Here is a 23,866-nt window from a genome sequence, read left to right on the forward strand (position 1 = left end):
ACGTGTTACCCGCAAATACCATGTAGTAAAAATTCCACGGCACGTTTGGCGAGTTTTTCCTGATCTGCTTCGGTATGGCCTTGCAAAGCTGCCCGCAAAATAGAGGTGACCATGGCATAGTCCGCCGGTTTAAAGTCTGCTCGGCAGCGACCATTTTGAATGGCCTGATCAATCATCGGTTGTAAAATGGCATCACGTCGTTGGTATATTTCAACCATGGCAGGATCATCCCGATCGATCACACGCCAATATTCCATTAAAGCCGTGAGATAGGGAATATTATAAATATGGTCTTGAATGAGGCGAATAAATCCATCATCGAACTGTGCATAATTAAGCGCACGCTGTTCAAGTCGGTTCAAGGCACCTTGCATTAAGGCGAGTACCAACTCACGACGCTCATTAAAATTACGATAAAACGTCGCACGTCCAACTTGAGCTTGATCCATGATGAGTTGTAGAGGCGCATTGATTCCGTGAATACGGAATACCTCAATCGCAGCTTCTAAAAGCACTTCTCGGTTTTGCGCAGCGAGTTGTTGACGTGTGGACATTATTCTTTGACATCATCATTCTAAATTTATCTAGCTATTAAACGGACAAAAGTGTCCGAAGTGAAATCGTATTCGATAGCAGTTTTGTAACTTGTCTTCTATGTAGTTAAATAAAATGAATCAATTATTTATTTTTAAAAGGAAATATTTTTCTATCGGCATCAATCTGCATACGCATTGGTAAGAACGTCGAGACATAATTCCTGACAATTGACCCTAAATCGGTAGATAAATAAGGTGAATATCTACACAAAAATGCTATGCTAAATTTATAAACAAGATAATTATAAAAATGGAGGGCATCCAATGAGCAAATTAAGTCGGGCTGTGCTGCCTATGCTGTGCCTGTGCAGTTTTTGGATGGTGGGTTGTGATACGACTGATGAATTGCATCGTCCTCAAAACGAACATCGCACCATGATCATTGGTGGTGTCCCTGTAAATGACCATGACTATAAATTACCGCGTGAAGATGTTGCGCTCAATGAAGCCGCTGCAGATGACGATTAGCACATAGGTGCATAAAAAATAGGGTGGACATACTGTCAGTACACGGTAGTGAGACGTGACATGTAAAGAGTCACAGATGCAGTGTGCTACGTCAGATGTGTGAACATTTTGAAGTAGACGCCTTACTTCTGCAGTGTAGTTTGTTGGATTAAAGCCTTACAAACATTTAAAAAGGCTCTGTACTCGCCCAGTATGCCCGAACTGGAATGAACCGTGGTTCAGATGCTTAAATCAGGTCAATCTATCAGGCCTATTTGCCAATTGGATGCCTGAATTTCTAAATTATTTTGTCTAAGTTGCTGACTAATGCTATCGGCCTGTTTCTGTAAATCTGCCACTGCAATGGTTTTAATCCAACGGATTTCACTCGAGCTATAACGACCATTTTCACGGCGTGAGCTGTCGATTGCTTGTTGCAAGATTCGATGCTGCTGGGTCAATAAATCACGTTCATTGAGCACTGAAAGCATGGAGCGTCCAGAACGGGTTTTAGCCTGTGCATTGGTGGCGTGAATCTTTTCAATTAAACCATAAAGTTCTGTATTTACAGCAAATGCTTCTTGAATTAAAGCATTCGGTTCTTCACTAGGTGCATCACCTTCTTGAATGAGCACGTTGTTATTGATTCGTTGTTGCAGGGAGGCCAATTTAGTTTGTAAGTCACTGCGTAAAAGTAGGGCTTCGGCTAATTTCATTGTCTTGATATTAATTTGTACTTTTAGCGATCATGCGTTGGATTAATGCAGTATTCAAGTTATTTATAGTGAAAAATTTGGTCAATTAAAATAAACACTGCAAATTATAGGGAGAAATTCAGAGATTCTGTCTGTAAAATTGCCACGAATTTAAGTGAAAACGGTGTGACAGTGGAATCATTTTGGATATTAGGCTCGATTGCGGCAGCACTATTACTTGGTGCAATGAGCCCGGGGCCAACGTCAATTTATGTGGCGAAGAATTCCATTGCAATTTCACGTAAACACGGTTTATTTACTGCACTTGGTACAGGATTGGGCGCTGCAATATTTGGGCTTTTAGCGGTATTGGGTTTGCAGGCATTTTTATTGGCTGTACCTTCTGCATATTTGGCTTTAAAAATTTGTGGTGGTTTATACCTGCTTTGGATGGCATTTAAAATTATAAAACATGCCAAAGAACCGATTGAAGCTGGTGATGCCAGCAGCTCGCAGATGTCACTCCGTCGTGCCTTTACGACTGGTTTAATTACCCAGTTGTCGAATCCGAAAATTGCAATTGTGTTAGCCAGTATTTTTACGGCACTTTTACCGAAAGAGATTCCGACGTATTTTTACTTTGTACTGCCAGTTTTGTGTTTCTTTATCGATGCAGGGTGGTGCTCATTGGTCGCTGTGGCTTTGTCAGCAGAAAAACCACGTAAAATCTATTTGAAGTTTAAAGCGGGTTTTGATCGGGCAGCTGGGGCAGTGATGACAGTGCTGGGTTTAAAGTTGATTTTTGGTATGAAGTAAAAATAATAGATAAAGGGCCTTCATTGATGAAGGCTTTTTTTATGTCGATGAGAACGTACTCAAAATTTTAAAGCGAGAATGGTATTTATCACTTAACCACAGGTTTAGTAGTTGCCAATACCAAAAGTATGTTGTTAAAGCGTTGCTGTAATGGAAAATTGCCTTTAGAAAAATTGGCAACACATCATTTTAAATTTGCTGAGTTTGAAAAAGCGTATGATGTGTTTAAGCATACGGCTGATGAAAATGATGATTGAAGTGGTTTGATGTTTTAATCAATGCTTTGATTTTGTAATGAAGACTCCCTCTCCCTATGGCAGAGGGTTGGGGTGAGGGTGTTCTGATATTTAGGTACATTTGCTTTACTTTTGTCAGGGCAAAAGTAACAAAACCCCTTTGTTCGTAAGAGGTTACTTCCGTGTGCTCCTAACGAATGGGCGAAATCCATGTCGCAAGGCATTTGATTAAGTATCTTTAAGTTTTTTAAAATAACTTTAGTTCTATAAAAAGGAGTACGTTGATAATAAAAATTTACTAAAATAAGAGTAGTTTTGTTTTTAGTTAATTAAATTCAGTAAGTGAGGCTCAGTTTAGTTATAGAACGACGGATTAAGACGTGTTCTTGCCTAAAGTGCATTCAAATTATTCTTCGTACAATTACAATAAATTAATAAAAATATTAAGGTGTCGAATAATGTTAATTCAGGTGCAACAAAAAATTGAGGGAATATTTCAGCAGTTAAATAGAAGTCAAAAATTCTATTTGATAGGGTGTGTGTTAGCTTTAAATACATTTTTTTGGTATCTGATGCCAACGAATGATTTTTTCAAAATTAGTTTGTTTCTTCTAAGTGTATGTTGGGCTGGAGGTATAACATCTGACTTTTTATACTGTTATCATAAAGCATGGGGAACAATATTAGGTAAAGTTATTCTTGTTGCTATATATGCATTATTAACAAACATTACATATGGTTTTGCAGATCAACTTGTTAATCACATTGTCGGATATGAATCTAATGGATTGAATAGAGTCACGAGTTTTGTGGCTATAATGATAATTCCGATAGTTTTTATTTTAGTTACATTCATCGTATTTCTACTTCTTATATTTCTAAGTCAATTTTATATGATGTACGTAATTTGGGCTAAAGAAAGAGATGATTTAAAAGAAAGCTATTCTGGATGGAGCTGTGCAGCTAGATTTTTAATATATCCTTTTATCTTTATGCTTTTATTTACCTTTGGAGATAAATATAAAGATAAATATTCAAACTTTATTTCTGAAATGGCCCAATCATATATTTATGCTTTTGAAGCAAAGAAGTTTTCAAGATGCATCACTCCAAAAGATAGTAAAGTAATAGCAGTTTCAAGTGATGAAATTATACTTGTGAGTAAAAAAGATGATAACTATAGCTTTGTGCCTATGCTTTGTGATCCAATCTTGAAGAAATAATATTTATAAAAAAGCCCCTACAACGTAGAGGCTTTTTCTTATCTTAATCTAAAAAATTAAGACACTTTATCACCCGGTTTAGCACCCGATTCAGGTGAAATCACCCAAACACCTTCGCCATTACCCGCAGCTAAAACCATACCGTTAGAAATACCAAAACGCATCTTACGTGGTGCAAGGTTCGCAACCATTACCACCAATTTGCCTTTTAAGTCTTCAGGTTGGTAGAACTCACGAATACCGCTAAACACGTTACGTGGCTCAGCTTCACCGACATTTAAAGTCAATTGAAGCAGTTTGTCAGAACCTTCAACGTGAGCAGCTTCTAAAACTTCCGCCACACGCAAGTCAACTTTCATAAAGTCTTCGATACCAATGATTTCAGCTTCGCCAACTTTAGGCTCAGGTTTCTTTTCAGCTTTCTTCTCTTTTTTCTTTTCCGCTTTTGGTGCTTCAGCAGGCGCAGCTAAAGAGTCTTTAGACGCATCAACCATCGCAGAAACGGCTTTCGGGTCTACACGCTGCATCAATGGTTGGAATTGAGCAATTTCATGATTTACCAAAATCGTTTTGCCTGAAGCAAAGTCGAAAGATTCTAATTTTAAGAAGTCTTGAACTTGAGCAGCCAAAGTTGGAAGAACTGGAGCAAGGTAAACTGCCAATTGACGGAACAAGTTAATACCTACAGAACATACGTCATGTACTTGTTGTTCTTCACCTTCAATCTTCGCTAAAGCCCAAGGCTTTTTCTCATCAATATATTGGTTGGCTTTGTCCGCAAGTGCCATGATTTCACGGATTGCCGCAGAGAATTCACGCGCTTCGTATTGTGCAGCGATAGATGCACCTGCATCAATAAAGCTTTGCACCAACTCAGGCTCTGCACATGTTGCAGAAAGTTTGTTATCAAACTTAGTATTGATGAACTTGGCACAACGACTTGCGATGTTCACGACTTTACCAACCAAGTCAGAGTTTACTTTCTGAACGAAATCATCAAGATTTAAGTCAGAATCTTCAACTTTGTCAGAAAGCTTCGACGCGAAGTAGTAACGTAAGTATTCAGGGTTTAAATGCTCAAGATACGTTTCCGCTTTAATGAAGGTACCGCGAGATTTAGACATCTTCTGACCGTTTACAGTCAAGAAACCGTTGACGAATAAGCTTGTTGGGGTGCGGTAGTTTGCACCTTCAAGCATTGCAGGCCAGAACAACGCGTGGAAGTAAACGATGTCTTTACCAATGAAGTGATACACCTCATTTTTAGAATCTTTTTTCCAGTAGTCTTCAAAGCTTAGGTCAGGACGTTTAGTCTTGATGTAGTTTTCAAAGCTCGACATATAGCCAATTGGCGCATCAACCCAAACGTAGAAGTATTTGTTTGGCGCATCTGGAATTTCAAAACCGAAGTAAGGCGCATCACGTGAGATGTCCCAATCAGACAGACCTGCTTCAAACCATTCATCGAGTTTGTTGGCAATTGACACAGGCAGACGGCCTTCGTCTCGTGTCCATTTTTGCAGGTATTCACCAAAGTTTGGCAGTTTAAAGAAGTAGTGATCTGAAGATTTTTCTACAGGTGTCGCACCGCTCAAAGTCGATTTTGGATTGAGTAATTCAGTTGCGTTGTATGTTGTACCACACACTTCACATGAGTCGCCGTATTGGTCTTCCGCTTTACATTTCGGGCATGTACCTTTAATGAAACGATCCGACAAGAACATTGCTTTTTCAGGGTCAAACAATTGCGTCACAGGGCGTACAGCAATGTTGTTCGCTTCACGGTTCTTAATATAAATCTCAGAAGCACGTGCTTGGTTTTCAGCACTGTTGGTTGAGTCGTAATGGTCAAAATCAACTTTAAAGCCAGCAAAGTCACGCTCATGTTCTTTTTGCACATTGGCAATTTGCTGTTCAGGTGAAATACCATTGGCTTCCGCACGCAGCATAATCGCTGTGCCGTGAGCATCGTCCGCACATACATAAGTCACGTTATGACCCATTGCACGCATGGCACGAACCCAAATATCAGCTTGGATATAACCGAGTAAATGACCCATATGAATTGGGCCATTCGCGTATGGAAGGGCGTTAGTAACTAAAATATTACGCACGGATATGACTCTCTCATTCGTATTTATGCAATGGGCTGTAATTTTACATGAGATAGCCAGTACTTGCACAAGGGAATAGGTGAAATCTTTGCAAAAGTAAAAAAATCTATATTGCTGACACAATTACAGTGATAATAGGGCATAACTGTGATGCCTAAGAGTAACAAGCCCATGTATGAAGATGACTATGAAGACGATCAGCCAATCACTCGTATTCCTCAAAATGAACAGCGTCATAAATTGGGGCATCACATTATCAAAGATGCGCAGCAATATTTAGAACAGATTTCTGCAGATGAGCATGCCTTGCTGATTCAAACCCTGCGTCATTTGGCACAAGATGAGCCTTATTTCGATATTTTGGCCGATGAACTAGATCAGCCTGTAGAAATGAAAGTAGCGAATGATGCTTTAAATTTATTGTATTTTTGGCAACTGCTTCATCAACACGAAAATGATGCAGACTTTGATTTTCTGAATGTCATCAATAGCGAGTTTTTTCAAACTGAAATGTTGAAAGCCTTTGATGCTTTGAATATTGGTGAACATAAAGCAGCGCGCCGTCAGGTACTTTTAGATGCGTTTAAACTGTATAAATTAGACATTCATGCAGGCTGTATCCCAGTGTTATATGCACAGCTTGAAGGCATCTTGACAGACGTGCTGATTCAAACGGGTTTCTTAAGTCAAAATGGCACTAAATTTGTCGATGTCTATAAAATTGTACCGGGGCTTAAAGGCAGTGAAATTAAAAGCCTTTGGCACAAATCTAAAATTGCCAATGAGTTAAATCCGTATTTTGCCGAATTGGCGGCCTATCAAATGGATAACAGCTCTACCGTAGCGATGACCCGTCATAATATTTTGCATGGTACCGATGTCGCGCATTTTAATCAGGGACGGAGTTTTATCCTGTTTATTTGGCTGTTTTCCGCAGTGAGCTTTATGAGTACGGTCAGCAAATAAGTTTAATTTCAAGAGATCAATGCATAGGAGTGGCATTGATCTCTTTGCATTACATCATCCTTTAAAATTAAAAGCATAGAGTAAAATCGACCATACATATTTGTATCAAGCCATTGTGAAAATAGGCAATCACATGGCGTTTTCCTGTGGTTGATTTGTTTCTAAATGCGTCTATTTCAGGTATCTGCTTCAAATCGCGTTATAACTATTGTTAGACAATAACTGAGAATAGGGTGAGCGAGATGACAACAGAAAGCACATTAAATGATTTAAAAAATAAAGCATCAGAACTCGGTGATGACATACAACTCAAGGCCAAAGAGGCGCAACTAGAAGGCGAAAAAGCACTCGATGGTGCAAAGCATAAAGTTGAAGAGCTCAAGCTTGAGGGTGAAAAAGCCTTAAATGAGGCCAAACATGAACATGCAGAACAGCATGCAGAAACCAAAGACCGTCTAGAGCAGTTAAAAGCAGAAGCGAGTCATAAATTTGATGAAGCCAAAGTCAAAGCAGCTGAACTTAAACATGAGGCTGTCGAAAAATTTGATGAACTGAAGGTGCAGGCGACAGAGAAATTTGACGAGTTAAAAAAGAAAGCCTCTGACACACTGCATAAGTTTAAAAAAGATGACCAAGCTTAATTGGGTCTAATGAAAAAAGCCGCTCTATCTTGAGCGGCTTTTTTAGGTTTCATTGCTTTAATCCATCTAAATTTTCAGTCTTAATATTTTTGACTTGATCATCGACTACGGTAATCACGTAGCGCATATTGGCAATTTCATAGGTGTAATCTACCGCCAATTTTGCAGGCTGATTTTTCTCTTGCAGCGGATAAGACACCATTTTCATCGGAGAAGCTTGCATACGCGAGCGCATGAGATCGAGGCTATCACCAATCGCCACAGTTTGTCGGTCAGGTGTTTGAATGGCTTCAGTCATAACTTCTGCATGGGCTGCTGAAGTCAGGAGCATCAAGGCACATAAAGCCGTTTTATACATATTCTTCTTATACACAGTCTTCTGATACATCGTCATCCCCATTTTAAAAACTAAAAAGCACAAAATGTGCCTTTAGATTGCACATCCATCGCTATGATTATTCTGTTGAAACGACTGAAATATAAACTGAAATTACGCTGAAAATGTATGGTTGATATGTAATCAATTCAAATTTAAAGGCTTTGGTTTAGCCGCAAAAATCAGTTGCAGGTGCATTTTTAAGTGTCACACGTTAGAAAAATTGTTTGAAAGCTGACTAAATTACTCAACTTTATAAGCTTATAGGGATAAGTCATTCATCTCCCTCTTACTCTGGGGCAAATGAACAGGTAAACTATCGCTATTATCTTTTGATGTTCCTGTTTGGAGACAACATAATGTCGTGGCTTTCTTCTCTAAAATCTGTGTTTTCACCCTCCCAAGAGGTGAAAGAAGAGGAAATCCAACAGGTTTTACAAAACTACGTACTTCCCAATTCAAATAATGCTTTAAAAGACCGTATTACACAGGTAAATGTGCAAGGTCAGATCTTGCAGATCACGATTAATACCTTTCCTTCAGAAGCCGATGACTTACAAAAAATCCATGATGATTTGGCCGATGCATTGGAAAAATGTGGCATCACAGAATTAAATATGCACGTGATTCAGCAAAAGACTGGACATACATCGGGTGGTTGCGGTCATCACCATGCAGAAGGCGAAAGCTGTTCTAGCCAAGAAAAAGCAGAGAGTTCAGCAGCCAAAAGCCAGTTACCTCCAGTTGTGGATGCGTCTGCGAAAACACCTGAAGCACCTGCTGAAGTTGATCCGAATAATCCGCCGATTCAAAAAGCGGCTCCACAACAACGTGATGTACCGAAACATCCACGCATTAAAAATGTCATTTTGGTGTCATCTGGTAAAGGCGGTGTGGGTAAATCGACCACCACTGTGAACTTGGCGCTCGCATTACAACAGCTGGGTTTAAAGGTTGGGGTATTAGATGCAGACATCTATGGTCCAAGTATTCCAACGATGCTCGGCAATGCAGGCCGCACGTCGATGATTGAAGCTGAGCAATTTGTTCCTATTGAAGCATATGGTATGGCTGTGCTTTCAATTGGTCACTTAACTGGGGATAACAATACGCCAGTGGCTTGGCGTGGGCCGAAAGCGACAGGGGCGTTAATGCAGCTCTTTAACCAAACTTTATGGCCTGATCTGGATGTATTGGTCATTGATATGCCACCAGGCACAGGTGATATCCAGTTGACGCTTGCACAGCGTATACCGGTGACAGGTGCTGTGATTGTGACGACACCACAAAATGTTGCATTAATGGATGCGACCAAAGGCATTGAGTTGTTTAATCGTGTACATATTCCCGTGATGGGCGTGGTTGAAAATATGTCGACTCACATCTGTTCGAACTGTGGGCATGAAGAGCAAATCTTTGGTACAGGTGGTGGCGACCAACTTTCAGCCCAATACGACATTCCGCTCTTAGGTCGTTTACCGCTGAATGTACAAATTCGTGAAAATGCCGATGCAGGGAAACCATCTGTGATAGCAGGTGATGATGCTGCTGAAAGCTACATGGCGATTGCACAAAAAGTTGCAGATGCATTACCTCAGGCTGAAAAAGATAAAAACCGTATTTTCTAAGGGTGAACTGAAATTTAAGTTGATCGTATTAAAATCTGGCCTCGTGCCAGATTTTTTATAACGTGGTATTGGGAGTGTTTGAAAATTATGAGTACTGAACTTTAGACATTCAACGATGTCTATGAATTACACATCTAAAAAACGATTTGCACAATTTCTTATTTTTCCTGCGATTATAAGCCGTCTGCCAAGGATAAAATTCTTGAGGCATATCAAAGGATGTCGCGTTTGTACTTAGTTTTTACAAAATAGCTTTCACGATATTTCTATTATTTTGGCTAGGATCAATTCTTTGAACGGCAGTAACTGTACAAACGCATTGTGTCTTAGATTTTTTGCCAAATGTCCTCTGTTACAAGGGGCTTAGCATTGAAAAAATATAGAGGAACAAATAATTTTAAATATTATTTGAAGTCATTAAAACCCACCCATCAAATGAGGGTACGCCTTAGTCTAAGAAATTAAAAAGCCCGGTAATTACCGGGCTTTTTAATTGGTTTTTTAGGAGGAAAGAGACGGGTTTGCTTTACGTTTAGCAGTGATAATATTCACCGTAATTGCGATGATGACCATGATAATGCCTACAATATCTGTAATGGTTTCTGGAATAATCATACACAGCGCACCCACACCTAAAAAAATACGCCAGAACCAGTTGAGATAAGTCTTGAAATAACCTTCAACTGCGGAGCCTAAAGCGAGAATTCCTATCACTGAAGTGACAGTAATACTCACTATAGTTGTCCATGCAGGAAAGGCAAATTCTCGAGCATTGACTGCAACATTGGTGGTATCAATCATCAGCATGGCAGGGTTATAAACGAATAAAAATGGAACAATAAAACCAGCAAGAGATAGTTTTAAGGCCTGAAACCCAGTGCGCATTGGATCACCGCCTGCAATTCCTGCGCCCGCAAAGGCGGCAAGGGCAACTGGTGGGGTGATGTTTGCAAATAAACCAAAATAGAACACAAACATATGCGCGACTAATACAGGGATATCAAAGTTTGCGAGTGCTGGTGCTGCCATGGTGGCAGTAATGATATAGGCCGGAATAGATGGAAGCCCCATGCCTAAAATCATCGATGCAATCATGGTTAAAAATAAAGTGAGAAAGAGACTACCTGCACCTAAACTCATAATTGAAGAAGTCATTACTGAACCAAAACTTGTCAGACTTACTACGCCGATAATAATACCAACGACAGCACAAGCAGCCATCACAGATAATGATTGTTTGGCTCCATCAACGAGCGCATCTAAAATATCTTTTACACCCATTCGTGTTGATTTTCTTAAAGCTGCTACAAAGATGGTCAGGACGATGGTGTAGACAGCAGCATAGCTCACAGGAATATTTTGAAATAAGAAAAAGACCAGTGCCAAAATTGGAATAAGTAAATGTCCACGCTCTTTTAGAACTTCTTTTACTTTAGGTAAATCAGCTTTAGGTACGCCTTTCAGATCATCTTTACCCGCACGGAAATGAACTTGAGCCATGACGCCAAGGTAATACAGTAAGGCAGGTAATAATGCGGCTAGTGCAATCGTGCCATAACTCACGCCAGTTGTTTCGGCCATAATGAAGGCACTCGCACCCATGACTGGCGGCAAAATTTGTCCACCGACGGATGCACTGGCTTCAACGGCACCAGCAAAATTCTTGTGATAACCAATTTTTTTCATCAATGGAATGGTAAATGAGCCTGTGCCAACAACATTGGCAACAGCAGTTCCATTAATACTGCCCATAAATCCACTTGAAATTACAGCAACTTTGGCAGGACCACCTTGTTTATGACCCGCCAATGCCATGGCAAGATCATTGAACAATTTCCCCATACCTGATTTTGCAAGAAAAGCACCAAAAAGGATAAATAAGAAAATAAAAGTGACGGATGCACCAATTGCCGAAGAATATAAGCCTTCGGTTTTTAAATACATATGTCCGAAAATGTCGCTGATGGTATAAGGGCGAGTAATTAATCGATCTGGCAACCAATCAAAGTGACTGATAAATGTATAGGTCAGGAAAATTAAACTTAAAATGGGCAGCATCCACCCCATGACCCGGCGAGTTGCTTCTATGACTAATACCACACTCATAATTGCAAACGCGATATCTAAGGTATTTGGAATACCACCTCGAGTGGTCATAATAGATTGATATTCTTTCCATAAATATAAAAAACTGAAGATGGAAAGCAAAGCCAAGAACCAATCGAGAAGTGAAATATGCTGTCGGGAGCTTGTTTGACGAGCTGGATAGAGTAAAAAAATGAGTGCTAGGCCAATAGCGACATGGGCTGCACGCTGTATTAACTCAGGTAAAGGATTAAACGTAATAAATAAATGAAATAATGAATAAAAGATCGCTACAAATGCAACAAAGTAGGTAACAGATTTGCTCATATTGATTCGAGTAACAGATTCCCGATCAAATTTTTCTAATATGGCTTGTTGTTGTTTCTCATCGAGTTGTTCTAATACAACTTTATCTTCTTTGGAATTCATAGGCATTCTCCAATCCACCAAGACTTCCATTTGGGTTGATATTGAACCGAGATGTTGACCAAACTATAGTCTGGGTAACTTTGAAAAATAGACCAAATTTTTTGGTCAGCGAGGATCGTGCCTTGCATATTTCTAGAAATCACCCAGTTGATTTCATCTATATTTTGATTGACCCGCATTCTAATCACACCATTTTTTTGAAACTCAATGGGATAATTTGAGGGTGTACCTGCACCAAATGAAATCAAATCGGTGTGGCGCAGTAAAAACGTATTCTTTTGACGCTGATATTGTTCAGACCAAGCCGTCTTTTCTACTGAATGCTTCCACTGTAAATCAAATTGATCAGTTGAAATTTTGCATATATCAGTTTCAACTCTAACCTGCGTATACAGTGTTGGATAGCTAGCATAGATTAAGAAGAACAATATAAAAAATGCAGTATAAACTGCATTTTTTTGAAGCTTATTATTTTTTAGCCACTTCATCATAGTAGCGTTTCGCGCCTGGATGTAGAGGCGCTACAAGGCCTTGTTGAGCACCTTCAAGCGTGATTTCTGTTGCTGCTTGGTGTGAAGTTGCCAATTGAGGCAAACTGTCAAAGAAAGTTTTTGTTAGTTTGTAGACATCATCATCCGATATATCTGTGCGAACAACTAATGCATTTTTAATTGCGGCAGTTTGAATGTCCGCAGTATTGCCATATGTGCCTTTTGGAATAATCATCGGTAAGAAATAACTTTGATCTTTAGCTATTTCTTTGACTTTATCTGCATTGATTGAAACTAACTGTAGATCAAAGCTTTGTTGAAGTTCCATGAGTGATGAATTTGGAATGCCACTAGTCAGGAATGCTGCATCAAGCTTGCCACCTTTTAAAGCATCAGCGGCTTCAGCATAGCCTAAATAATCAACTTTAATATCTTTATAGGTGATTCCAAAACCATTCAACAGTGTACGTGCATTTACTTCTACACCTGAATTTTGTGCACCTACAGCGATACGTTTACCTTTCAAATCTTCGATATTTTTGATCCCTGATTTTTTAGAGGTTACGATTTGTACGTAGTTGGGATAAAGCGCTGCGACTTGGCTGACATTCTCAACTTTACCATTTGCGAAACTTCCTGTTCCGTTCAGTGCTTCTGTTAAGCTGTCACTCATAACAAATGCCATTTCAACTTTATTCTGTTTCAGAAGGTTTAAGTTTTCGACGGATGCACCTGTAGTTTGAGTCTTAGAATTTACACCAAAAGTTTTGTTATAAATTTCTGCAAGACTCGTCCCAATCACATTGTAAGGTCCTGATGCTCCGCCAGTTGCAATGGTTACGAACTTAGTTTGAAGTTGGTTAGATGTAGCTGTTTCTGTGCTTTTTCCTTCCGTGGTATTTTTTGAAGTAGATTGATCATTTGAGCAAGCAGTAATACATGCCAAAGTGACCGAGAGTAACGTGAGTTTTGTCCATTGGTTCATAGAAACGTCCTTTTACACATAAATTTTGAATATTGATTTGATGAATTTTAGTTTTAATTTCCACTACTCAATTGAACATAACTTAATCAATTATTTTTGAAAAGTATTTTTTTTGATTTTTAGTCTCCAATAAATAATGGCTATGCGTAAGAATGGCATGGGGCGGTATTGTTTATTTTAATAATATTTTGTTACGTGTAATAACTGTAGGGTATGTATGGGGTTTATGTGAATTTTCTATTAATAAATATAAGTTCAAACTATTTCTTTGAATTGTAAAGTGCTCTGAATGACTGTTCAGCTAAGGTTCTGTTTTTTCTATTTAAGTTGCTGAATTCATAAAATTAAATAAGGAGTTTTTTATAAGCATTTCTATTTTTTATTTTGCTAATACGAAACAACTGAATTAATCTTCGCGGATTAAGTTTGAGGTCAAAGTATGATTTCATGGTTTTTTATTGGTCTAGTTATCAGTATTTTGTTAACGCCGGGACCAACCAATACGCTACTCGCATCTTCGGGTATTCAAGTTGGGCTACGTAAATCATTCCGACTCATTCCAGCGGAAGCCTTTGGTTATCTTATTTCGATTAGCCTATGGGGTTTTCTCATTGGTAAAATTTCCGTACATCTGCCTTTACTGCCGACCATTTTAAAACTGTTTAGTGCTGGCTATATTCTATTTTTGGCTATGCGATTATGGCGTACAGCAACTGTTGCTGAAAATTTTAATCAAAAGGGCATTCGTGCACGCGAACTTTTTGTTGCGACGTTATTAAACCCCAAAGCATTATTATTCGCATCTGCGATTTTTCCTGCATTGGCTTGGCAAAATGCGCAGTATTATGTAGCTCACATGCTGATCTTTTTGTTGTTGATTGTTCCAATAGCATTCTTTTGGACCTTTCTTGGTTCCGTTTTGGCATCGAATAAAATTAGTTGGCTCAATCAAGCCAATCTACAACGAACAGCATCGCTAGTCTTGGTCAGTTTTTCGATTCCACTGAGTTATTCTGCGATTTTAAAACTCTAAAGAGATTTGAAAATGACTAAATCCGCTTAGTTCCGCAAAGCTTATTTTCATTAAGTCGGATTTCAGTTAAAGTACCACGCAATAATTGATTTAAGTTTTTGGATAGAGATAAATGGCTATTAAGTCTGATCGTTGGATTCGCGAAATGAGCGAAAAACACGGCATGATTGAACCGTATGCAGAAAACCAAGTCCGTTATGATGAAAATGGCGAAAAGCTTATTTCGTATGGCGTGTCGAGCTATGGTTATGACGTGCGCTGTGCTCGTGAATTTAAAGTCTTTACCAATGTTCATTCAGCAATTGTTGACCCTAAAAACTTTGACGATAAAAGCTTTATTGATATCGAATCAGACGTTTGTATCATTCCGCCAAACTCGTTTGCACTAGCACGTACAGTCGAATATTTCCGTATTCCACGTAATGTGTTAACCGTTTGTTTGGGTAAATCAACCTATGCGCGCTGCGGTATTATTGTCAATGTGACGCCTCTTGAACCAGAGTGGGAAGGTCACGTGACTTTAGAATTTTCGAATACAACCAACTTGCCTGCACGTATTTACGCGGGTGAAGGTGTCGCACAAATGTTGTTCTTTGAATCAGACGAAGTGTGTGAAACCTCTTATAAAGACCGTGGTGGTAAATACCAAGGTCAAACCGGTGTGACTTTACCGAAAGCTTAATCCTTCGGATTTAGTTTAAAAAAGCGGGCGAAGTAGCCCGCTTTTTTGTTGGGTCATTCATCGGAAAATAGACCATTCGGTGGGGAAGTTTTTGCAATTGAGTAATTATTCAGCATAATAAAAAGTTAAGTGACTGGTCTATCACAAGTCTCCATTTAAGGAATAAATGGACAATAACATCAAAGCCAGTTCTCAGGAATAAATATAAGAGAGATGCAGAGCATCTGATAAAAGGAAGGTCGAGATGACTCAATTCACCCAGGCTAAGTTATTCCGCCAGAGTTGCTTAGCAGCCGCAGTCAGCATGTTTGCTGCACCATCTGTTTATGCGCTTCAAGATTTATCAGATGAAGCACTTTCAGCCACAACGGGTGAAGGTGTTGCACTCACTTTAGAAAATTTCAAAATGGTCTTTCAAGGCCCAAATGACCGTTCTGCGGCTTCTAGTTATGCATCTGCTATGGTTGATCCCGGGAAAAATGATACAGGTTTTATTCGAATTATTCCTACAGGTGAAAACTATGAACAATTAGGGCAGCGAGCTTACGATAAAATCTACAAAGCAGCTTATGTTGATGCTTATCAGCAAGGGCGAGTTACGGGCTATAACGGTGTTTATGACTCAACTTTCTTAAGTTCTAAAAGCACCTATGAGACCAATAATGCTACACGTGTAACCAATGAAACCATAACAACATATTCAACAGAATATCGTGGTCGATTAGTACAGTCTTATCTTGAATCGCCAACGATGCAGGCATATTACAATCAGCGTTATGATGATTATTATGATGGTAAGATAAATTTTGAAAACGATGGAACGACGGAAGGTTCTGGTGCTACTTTATGGAATAAAAATAAATCATCTGAATATGCTTTAAAAAACACCTATGAAATGATTGAGTTACTATACGGTAACAATAGTACGGGTAATTTACCTACTGGGTCTACGTTTTATAAAAATTATGTCTCAGGAAAAATTACACGTTCAAATCTTATTGATCCAACAAAAGATGCTCAGTTAAATGCCAAAGCAGTTGAGACACTCAATCAGTTGGCAGAAGAATATGCCGAACTTAAAGCTCAAGAGGCAAGCGATGCAGCATTAGCAACGGTGAAAAAAAATGCTGAGATTACAGCCAAACAAATTGCATCGACTGCAACCGTATCGAGCCTCAGATCGAAAGCAGATGTTTTTATTTATGGCTTAGCATTATCCAATAGCAAAGATAAAAATGGCAAAAGTTCATTAGCAACGCGCTATACAGACCAGGGGTTTAATTGGGGTACAGCAGAAAACCCGTGGCTTTTTCATGCAGGAAATCAAGATGTTGAACAATTTGCGAAAGATAATAAGGGGAATGTTGGTTACTTAGCCATTGAGGCACCATTAAAGAAAATTGCAGCAGATGATGCATCTAACAACATCAAACTTGGTTTGTGGATGGATGTATTTTCACGGTCTTTAAATTCAAGTAATGTTGTTGATCCTATCACTGGTGCGCCCACCAGCGGCTTAGATAAAGACTATCGTTTACGGACTCAAATTGTTGCCAATGGCCTGAGTTTAAATGGTTCACAAGTTCGCATTTTCCAAACCCTGAAATCAACAAATACCAACTATAACCAAACTTTAGGTTTAGCCAGTTTAATTCGTATTAATACCAATGATCGTGCTGAGTCACTGAGTATCAATGATGGAGATTTGGATGCTCGCGGCATGCGTATCAGTACAGCTGCACGCTCTGAATTGGATGATGGAACAGCAGCGACACCAGCGATGGATCGTTCTGCAGCTCCAATCTTTCATGAAACTGAAGGTCTATATTTATATAGCCCAAATATCAATTTAGTTTTAGGAAATATGTATCAGCCCTTTATTGTGGGTTCAGAAGGTCGAAATATTATTTTGGAAGTGACACGTATTCCAAATGTACCTTCTATTTACAGTAAAATTTATACTTACTATACGGATATCGCTGGTAATACCACAGGTACATCGGGTTTAACTGCTGCAGACTTTAAAGGTTCAACCTGTAATGTCTATAGTTGTGGCACGGAGTTAAAAGCAAACTCTTCAGATGCGACAGCACTATATCAAGGACGTAATGCAACACACAGTAGCATTGCGATCGGTACAGTAGAGCGCTTGCCTGGTAATCTGTTGAATGCAAAAAGTACGGATACTGCGACAGGTGTGGTGTTTAAAGGTGTCAATGGACAAAGCACGAATTTAGGATCTGTTGCCATAGATGGCGTATTGATTCAGCACTTAAAAATAAGAACAACAGGGCTGTAGGAGAAATCACATGTATAAAATTTTATGCGCTGTTGTTTGTGCTGCACTGACACAAACTCATGCAGGTTTAGTGTCTATGGATAATAGGGAACTTACCGCTGCAACCGGTCAAGGCGGTGCAGATCTCAGTTGGACGCTTTCATTAAACCATCAATACGCCAATGATATGTCGAAAAACAACATTTCTATCATGGATGCGAATGGTAAAACTACTCAGGCTTTTTATGGATATCAATGTTCATCCAATGAGTTTTGTCGCTTAGCTCTTGCACCCAATAATCATGTGGATGCAAATGGTAATAAGAAATGGTTGGTGTTTAAACAGTTTCAAGGAACGTTACAGATCGATCAATTTTCACTAGATGGTGTGACGATTATCAATCGTGAAGGTAATCCACAAACGGCTATGCAGTTGACATTTTATGATGATAAGCCATTAAAAATTAGGAATTTAGGCTTTGCTACGTTGGCGGTGGAAACAGGTACGACAGGTAAGGAAGGTTATGAGAATACCAGTACTTATACGACCTATACCGAAAAGAAAGCTGATGGAACAACTTCAACTTTAGCTGTGCCTGATTTTGATCGTGGTTCAGAACAAGGATTTATGGGTGTTAATGTGCACGGCAACATGCACATGAGTGGAAAGTTAAACATCTTCAGTTTTAACTGCACTGGAAATGGTGCAGGTCGCTGTTAATCAGCTGTGACTGAATATAAGGATATAGTGATGAAAAAAATAACAACTTTAACGGCACTCGCAACCAGTATTTTACTTGCTCAACATGCATATGCTTTTGAAGCGATGACCGATGAAAGCTTGGGTGCAGTTACTGGCCAAGATGGTATTTCGATTACCTATGAAGTTTCTAGAGTCAAAGTTGATCAGTTAAATTGGGTTGACCCAACTGACCAAAATAAGATGAAAATGGGTTTGCACAATGTACAAATAGATGGCGTTGGACAAAGTACCATTAGATCAAAATTAGATTTTGATGTGGGGACGACGGATGCAGGTGTAGGTATGCGTATTGCAGCCAGTGTCAGCCCATTTACGGCTGTTGCACAAAATATTATGCTGCTGTGTCAAGGTGCAACGTGCCAAACGCCTGCGCAAAACTTAGGTTCGCTTACGATTGCAACAACTTCACCTTTAAAAGTATTACTTGAAACCAGCAATGGTCTATTTAACCGTAATGATACGGCGTATATGGAATTTCAATTGCAAAATGCCAGTATTAGTCATGGTATGAATGGACATAGCGTAACCTTAAAGGACTTTAACTTTAACTTTGCTGGTTCAGGTTATATGTATGTTGCAGCTGATGAAGGCATTGTTCTCACCACAAAATCCACAGGGAGCAAAGATCATACGGTCAATTTGGGGCGGGTCAAGGACACATCAGATGTGCATAGCTCACGTAGCGATGCCACAAACCCCGGCGTTAATATCGATTTACGATACGATACCGATGGTGGTGCACAGCGCAATTTAATTCGTATGGGAGCATCGGGTGCTGTCACTAATGCACGAGTGGCCTTAAATGCCAATCAAGACGGAATTAAAGATTTTGGTCTAGCAACGAAAGCTTCAGGATATGAGTCTGTTGGTTCAGGTGGTTTACATTTAGGAGTGCGCGCGGATTTTACTTTAAAGGATGATCCTAGCCTTGTTGCAGGTCAAGCACCGACAACCTTAGAAATTGGCCATACGGGTATTGGTAGTTATGCCATTGAATTTTCTAATTTAACGTCTTTAGTTGCTGATAAAAATGCCTATATTGATTTTGGCGATATTTATATCAATACTATTCAAGCAAAAAGCCTTGATTTTCTGGTAAATGATAAATTAAAAGCGACATTAGGTTTAACCAATAATGTTTTAACCCAAAACTTGTCAAATCAAACGGCGGGCGGAAATTTTGCACTAGTGGCGATTCGTGGTATGGATTTTCAGTCCATCGCGCGTACCGCACGATTTATTTCTGATAACTCAATTGCTGCAATTGCAAGTAATGACAACAGTTGGGGGATTGGTATCCCGATTTATAATATGAATGCCAACGTTGCATTATCAGAGAAAAAATACAGTTATAAAAATGCGGCTGAAAAATCAGGTATTGGCTATAACCTTGTAATGAGCACAGATGGTTATGGTGTTGATAAAAAAACAGGAACGCCAAGTACAACATCCATTATTTTGATTGATGGTAAAAAAGGTATTAATGGTCAAGAAGTCAATTATTATGCCGGCTTAAGAAACATCAATGCACTTATTCAATCTGATGGTGTGATTGGTTATGAAAATGATGGCATCTATGTACGTGCAGATAATTTATTGATTGCAGCTAATGCCGAGTTAGCGATTGGTCAACTTCCGGGTTCAACCTATAACTGTGCGACTACAGCTTCTGCCAAATGTGGGACTACAGTACCTTTAGATAATTTCTCTAAACGTGATGATGTGTTGACGAATATTGCGTTTAAACTTGATGGTAAAGGTGAGCTATTTATAGTGCCGGGTCTAAATGACAGTGCGGAAAATAATTATTTATCTTTCCGTGGAAGCTATGAATTTAAAGCATTAACAGATGCTGAAAAGAAAGATCAAAAAGTTATGGGAAGCTATTTAAGTTTGATGAATGAAGATGTAAATGCCAGCGGTGTCGTTTCAGCTTCAAGTATCAATATTAATAAAATGCAGGGCGATCTAGGCTTTGATGCTCGAATTAAAATGAAACAAGATTCGGTAGAGTTTGATAATCAGGTGAAATTCAATCCAACCAATAATATGTCTAAAGCGTTTCGTGCAGAAGTATCGATGTTAACAAATGGCAATATGCAAAAGATGGCGGATATAGCCCTAACCGGTGGAACAATGCGAAGCACCATGGGGATTACTCCACGCTAATAATATTAAATCAATAACAAATAAATAAAATAACGAACAGGGAATTTGTTATGAAAAAGAAGTTAATCAGAGGTTTGATCTTCTCGACATTTGCGATGAGTAGCTTATCTCATGCAATGATGGCTTTAGATGATGAAAGCTTATCAAAAGTTGATGGTCAAGCATTACTCTCCATGGAATATACGCAGGGGTATAATTCTGTGGATGAGAGTGGACAAGCCGTAGACCAATCCAATGTCGGCTTTTATAAGCTTGGTTTAGAAGCTGAAATGGAGCTCAATGCCAATATTAAAAAGCTCCAATTGGGTTGTGGTGGTGCAAATGGCTCAGGTGCTTGTGATATTGATATTGATCATATTTCACTGAGTGGATTGCCTGCAAATAGCAATTATACGTCGGATGAACGTGCGGCAACTTCTGCTTTGTTGACCAATCCTTTTATCGAAATTGCAATTAAAGATCCGAAATCAGCGGCAACTCGTGAAGTGATGGGCTTTCGTTTGAGCGCTGAAAAAATTTCTGGATTAATGACATTAGGTACAGAAAATAGCAATACACCCAATGGTATCAATACCTTTAGTGGTTATATGAAAACCAAAGCATCTGCGGGTGTTGCAACAACTGCCGAGCGTGTGATGGACTATGCTTCTACGCAGCAATATATTGAAGGAGCAGTTAAGGGGACATTATTTGGTGCTGAAGTTGATCTACCGCTTCACTACAAATCAGATAATTATTCCTTTAATTTAAAATCAACCACAGCTCCTTTTACGATTCCAGCCACTGTTGTAAGTGGGAATCGAATGACAGATGTACAGTTAAAGGGTACAGGAACTGTTGATCGTCTAGATTTTAGTGGTCCATTAGTAGCTCAAATCTCTCTACTCGGTTTAAACATTAATTTGGATAAAGATGTGACGGGGTATCTTACTGGGCTAAAAACCGATATTACGGTAAATCAAAGTTTAGGTTTGATTCACGCACTATATTTAAATAACCCTGCTTCGCTGTCTTTGCAAGCTCAAAAAATACTCTGGCCTGGTGCTGCAGTCGCAGCAGAAAGAGGGTGGTGGTTGGCGATGGAAGATGAAGTTGATTTGGGCAGTATTACACCATCAGATAAAGTGGCGATTACAGATGAAGTGTTGAAACAAACGATCGCCGGAATTAACCATGACTTAAGTACCAATGTTCGTAACTGTGGAGATTTAATCTTTGGTTGTGTTGCGGGTTCTGCTTTAGATGTTAAAGAGATTAAAAACCCGTCATTAATTGATTTCCCATTAACCAATTTAAAACTTTCTGGACAGGAGTTTCGTTCTAACTGCTTCGGGGGGCTGAAATTCTGTTAAGGCTTAAAATATTTGACATAAAAAATCCCGCACGTAGCGGGATTTTTTATGTTTAGCGCAAATTATTTTGCAATTTTCGCTAAAAGGTCTTCTTTACTGAGGTTGCTTGATTCTTCATCACGGCGACCTTTGTACTCAAATGTACCAGCATCCAAACCTTTCTCGCCAATGACAATACGGTGTGGAATACCTGTTAACTCGATATCAGAGAATTTAACACCAGGACGCTCATTACGATCATCAAGAAGAACATCATAACCAGCAGCAGTTAACTCTGCATACAGTGCTTCAGCTGCTTCCATTGTACGTGGTGACTTATGTGCATTCATGGGCACAATAGCAACTTCGAAAGGAGCAATTGCAGATGGCCAGATAATCCCTTTGTCATCGAAGTTTTGTTCAATCGCAGAAGCAACAACACGAGTTACACCAATACCGTAGCAACCCATAGTCACAACGAGAGGTTTGCCATCTTCACCTAAAACTTTACAGCCAAGCGCTTCAGAGTATTTTTGACCCAACTGGAAGATATGACCAACTTCGATACCACGTTTAATCAAGATTGTACCTTGACCATCTGGAGAAGGGTCACCTTCAACAACATTACGCAGGTCATAAACTTCGGTGAATTGTGCATCACGTTCCCAGTTTACACCTACAGCATGTTTATCAACTTGGTTTGCACCAGCAACAAAGTCTGAAAGTACAGACGCTGCACGGTCAACAATAACGGTAATGCCTTTTTCGGTTAAGCCTTGAGGGCCACAGAAACCAGCAGTTAAGCCTAAGTCAGCTAATTGTGCTTCAGTTGCAAAAGTTAATGGAGCAGCAATTAACGGGTGTTTTTCAGCTTTAATTTCATTCAGTTCATGGTCGCCACGTAGGAATAAGGCAACCACTGGTGCAGCTTTACCTTCTTCAGCAACACCTTGAACCAATAATGCTTTGACAGATTGAGTAGGGTCTGATTTAAGGAATTCAGAAACATCAGCTATGGTTTTTTGATTTGGTGTATCAATAATTTCAAGTGCTTTAGTCGGAGCAGCACGTTCACCAACTAGTACGGCTTCAGCCATTTCTACGTTAGCAGCATAATCTGACTCTGTAGAGAATGCGATGTCATCTTCACCGCTAGAAGCAAGTACGTGGAATTCATGAGAACCCGAACCACCAATTGAACCTGTATCCGCTTGAACTGGACGGAAATTTAAACCTAAACGCGTGAAAATCTTGCAGTAAGCTGCATACATGTTGTCATAGGTTTCTTGTAAAGAGGCTTGGTCAACATGGAAAGAATAGGCATCTTTCATGATGAATTCACGTGAACGCATCACACCGAAACGAGGGCGGATTTCGTCACGGAATTTGGTTTGTACTTGGTAGAAGTTTGCAGGCAATTGCTTATAGCTTTTCAACTCATTGCGAGCAAGATCTGTAATCACTTCTTCATGTGTAGGGCCAAGTACAAAGTCATTGTTATGACGGTCTTTAAAACGTAAAAGTTCTGGACCATATTGTACGAAACGACCTGATTCTTCCCATAAAGATGCAGGTTGAGTGACAGGCATCAGGACTTGAAGTGAACCAGCACGATCCATCTCTTCGCGGATAATCGCTTCAACTTTATTTAATACGCGAACGCCCATCGGCAGCCAAGTGTATAAACCTGAAGCCAATTTACGAATCATCCCGGCACGAAGCATAAGCTGATGTGAAATAACTTCAGCATCGTTTGGGGTTTCTCTTAACGTTGCAAATAAAAAGCGACTCGCGCGCATGGAAACTGTCCTAAAAAATTAAGCGTTAAAGTGGAGAGTATACAATAAAAAATGAGGTGAACATTTTCCAAAGTCACCTCATT

General features: G+C 39.4%; 20 protein-coding genes. 12 read left to right on the forward strand and 8 right to left on the reverse strand.

What is annotated here, in order from left to right; all coding sequences use genetic code 11:
• Positions 1 to 5: 5 nt before the first annotated feature.
• The gene (locus tag AC4CU0_RS03790) at positions 6 to 554 is read right to left on the reverse strand and encodes a TetR/AcrR family transcriptional regulator (protein ID WP_490742494.1); all 549 of its coding nucleotides are present in this window, start codon (positions 552 to 554) and stop codon (positions 6 to 8) included.
• Positions 555 to 860: 306 nt separating this feature from the next.
• On the opposite strand from AC4CU0_RS03790, the gene AC4CU0_RS03795 reads away from it, so the two are divergent.
• Positions 861 to 1,064 carry an NF038215 family lipoprotein gene (locus AC4CU0_RS03795; protein WP_078191077.1) on the forward strand — a complete coding sequence of 68 codons (204 nt, stop codon included), beginning with the start codon at positions 861 to 863 and terminating at the stop codon, positions 1,062 to 1,064.
• 236 nt (positions 1,065 to 1,300) lie between these two features.
• On the opposite strand, the gene AC4CU0_RS03800 is transcribed toward AC4CU0_RS03795, so the two are convergent.
• Positions 1,301 to 1,759: a DIP1984 family protein gene (locus tag AC4CU0_RS03800; RefSeq protein ID WP_490742495.1), complete on the reverse strand. Its 459-nt coding sequence runs from the start codon at positions 1,757 to 1,759 to the stop codon at positions 1,301 to 1,303.
• 171 nt (positions 1,760 to 1,930) lie between these two features.
• Here AC4CU0_RS03800 and AC4CU0_RS03805 point away from each other — a divergent pair, with 171 nt between their 5' ends.
• The gene (locus tag AC4CU0_RS03805) at positions 1,931 to 2,554 is read left to right on the forward strand and encodes a LysE family translocator (RefSeq protein WP_180107332.1); all 624 of its coding nucleotides are present in this window, start codon (positions 1,931 to 1,933) and stop codon (positions 2,552 to 2,554) included.
• A 694-nt stretch (positions 2,555 to 3,248) separates the two neighbouring features.
• A complete protein-coding gene (locus AC4CU0_RS03810; RefSeq protein WP_490742496.1) occupies positions 3,249 to 4,013 on the forward strand; it encodes a hypothetical protein in 765 nt (254 codons plus the stop codon).
• Between the two features lie 56 nt (positions 4,014 to 4,069).
• Here AC4CU0_RS03810 and metG read toward each other — a convergent pair whose 3' ends face one another.
• Positions 4,070 to 6,127, reverse strand: a complete 2,058-nt coding sequence (metG, locus tag AC4CU0_RS03815; protein ID WP_490742497.1) for a methionine--tRNA ligase — start codon at positions 6,125 to 6,127, stop codon at positions 4,070 to 4,072.
• Between the two features lie 171 nt (positions 6,128 to 6,298).
• Between metG and AC4CU0_RS03820 the strand changes: the two genes are divergently transcribed.
• Both AC4CU0_RS03820 and AC4CU0_RS03825 read left to right on the forward strand, forming a co-directional pair.
• Positions 6,299 to 7,093 (forward strand): hypothetical protein, encoded by a 795-nt coding sequence (locus AC4CU0_RS03820; RefSeq protein WP_180007599.1) that lies wholly within the window; start codon positions 6,299 to 6,301, stop codon positions 7,091 to 7,093.
• Positions 7,094 to 7,335: 242 nt separating this feature from the next.
• Entirely contained in the window at positions 7,336 to 7,734 is a 399-nt protein-coding gene (locus AC4CU0_RS03825; RefSeq protein WP_168379312.1) for a hypothetical protein, read from the forward strand.
• Positions 7,735 to 7,783: 49 nt separating this feature from the next.
• On the opposite strand, the gene AC4CU0_RS03830 is transcribed toward AC4CU0_RS03825, so the two are convergent.
• Positions 7,784 to 8,122 (reverse strand): hypothetical protein, encoded by a 339-nt coding sequence (locus AC4CU0_RS03830; RefSeq protein ID WP_168379311.1) that lies wholly within the window; start codon positions 8,120 to 8,122, stop codon positions 7,784 to 7,786.
• 347 nt (positions 8,123 to 8,469) lie between these two features.
• On the opposite strand from AC4CU0_RS03830, the gene apbC reads away from it, so the two are divergent.
• Positions 8,470 to 9,738: an iron-sulfur cluster carrier protein ApbC gene (apbC, locus tag AC4CU0_RS03835; RefSeq protein WP_490742498.1), complete on the forward strand. Its 1,269-nt coding sequence runs from the start codon at positions 8,470 to 8,472 to the stop codon at positions 9,736 to 9,738.
• A 501-nt stretch (positions 9,739 to 10,239) separates the two neighbouring features.
• Here the strand turns inward: apbC and AC4CU0_RS03840 are convergent.
• From AC4CU0_RS03840 to AC4CU0_RS03850, 3 genes are read right to left on the reverse strand one after another with little or no spacing between them, the layout of a single operon-like run.
• Positions 10,240 to 12,252 carry a TRAP transporter permease gene (locus AC4CU0_RS03840; protein ID WP_180063268.1) on the reverse strand — a complete coding sequence of 671 codons (2,013 nt, stop codon included), beginning with the start codon at positions 12,250 to 12,252 and terminating at the stop codon, positions 10,240 to 10,242.
• The gene (locus tag AC4CU0_RS03845; RefSeq protein WP_257222191.1) at positions 12,249 to 12,743 is read right to left on the reverse strand and encodes a DUF1850 domain-containing protein; all 495 of its coding nucleotides are present in this window, start codon (positions 12,741 to 12,743) and stop codon (positions 12,249 to 12,251) included. The genes AC4CU0_RS03840 and AC4CU0_RS03845 overlap by 4 nt, the downstream gene beginning before the upstream one ends.
• Complete coding sequence (locus AC4CU0_RS03850; RefSeq protein ID WP_180083599.1) at positions 12,721 to 13,728, reverse strand: TAXI family TRAP transporter solute-binding subunit; 1,008 nt, start codon at positions 13,726 to 13,728, stop codon at positions 12,721 to 12,723. The genes AC4CU0_RS03845 and AC4CU0_RS03850 overlap by 23 nt, the downstream gene beginning before the upstream one ends.
• A 439-nt stretch (positions 13,729 to 14,167) precedes the next feature.
• On the opposite strand from AC4CU0_RS03850, the gene AC4CU0_RS03855 reads away from it, so the two are divergent.
• The 6 genes from AC4CU0_RS03855 to AC4CU0_RS03880 all read left to right on the forward strand — a co-directional run bounded on the left by AC4CU0_RS03855 (position 14,168) and on the right by AC4CU0_RS03880 (position 22,005).
• Positions 14,168 to 14,761, forward strand: a complete 594-nt coding sequence (locus tag AC4CU0_RS03855; protein WP_078192265.1) for a LysE family translocator — start codon at positions 14,168 to 14,170, stop codon at positions 14,759 to 14,761.
• A 112-nt stretch (positions 14,762 to 14,873) separates the two neighbouring features.
• Positions 14,874 to 15,443, forward strand: a complete 570-nt coding sequence (gene dcd / locus AC4CU0_RS03860) for a dCTP deaminase (RefSeq protein WP_005008040.1) — start codon at positions 14,874 to 14,876, stop codon at positions 15,441 to 15,443.
• Positions 15,444 to 15,687: 244 nt separating this feature from the next.
• On the forward strand, positions 15,688 to 17,742 hold the full coding sequence (locus tag AC4CU0_RS03865; protein WP_490742499.1) for a hypothetical protein: 2,055 nt from the start codon (positions 15,688 to 15,690) through the stop codon (positions 17,740 to 17,742).
• Between the two features lie 10 nt (positions 17,743 to 17,752).
• Positions 17,753 to 18,442, forward strand: a complete 690-nt coding sequence (locus AC4CU0_RS03870) for a hypothetical protein (protein ID WP_168379306.1) — start codon at positions 17,753 to 17,755, stop codon at positions 18,440 to 18,442.
• 30 nt (positions 18,443 to 18,472) lie between these two features.
• Positions 18,473 to 20,653 carry a DUF6160 family protein gene (locus tag AC4CU0_RS03875; protein ID WP_490742500.1) on the forward strand — a complete coding sequence of 727 codons (2,181 nt, stop codon included), beginning with the start codon at positions 18,473 to 18,475 and terminating at the stop codon, positions 20,651 to 20,653.
• A 50-nt stretch (positions 20,654 to 20,703) separates the two neighbouring features.
• Positions 20,704 to 22,005 (forward strand): hypothetical protein, encoded by a 1,302-nt coding sequence (locus tag AC4CU0_RS03880; protein ID WP_490742501.1) that lies wholly within the window; start codon positions 20,704 to 20,706, stop codon positions 22,003 to 22,005.
• 62 nt (positions 22,006 to 22,067) lie between these two features.
• On the opposite strand, the gene AC4CU0_RS03885 is transcribed toward AC4CU0_RS03880, so the two are convergent.
• Positions 22,068 to 23,783 carry a proline--tRNA ligase gene (locus tag AC4CU0_RS03885; protein ID WP_490742502.1) on the reverse strand — a complete coding sequence of 572 codons (1,716 nt, stop codon included), beginning with the start codon at positions 23,781 to 23,783 and terminating at the stop codon, positions 22,068 to 22,070.
• Positions 23,784 to 23,866 lie beyond the last annotated feature (83 nt).

This window comes from Acinetobacter sp. LipI_15 (genome assembly GCF_058242865.1).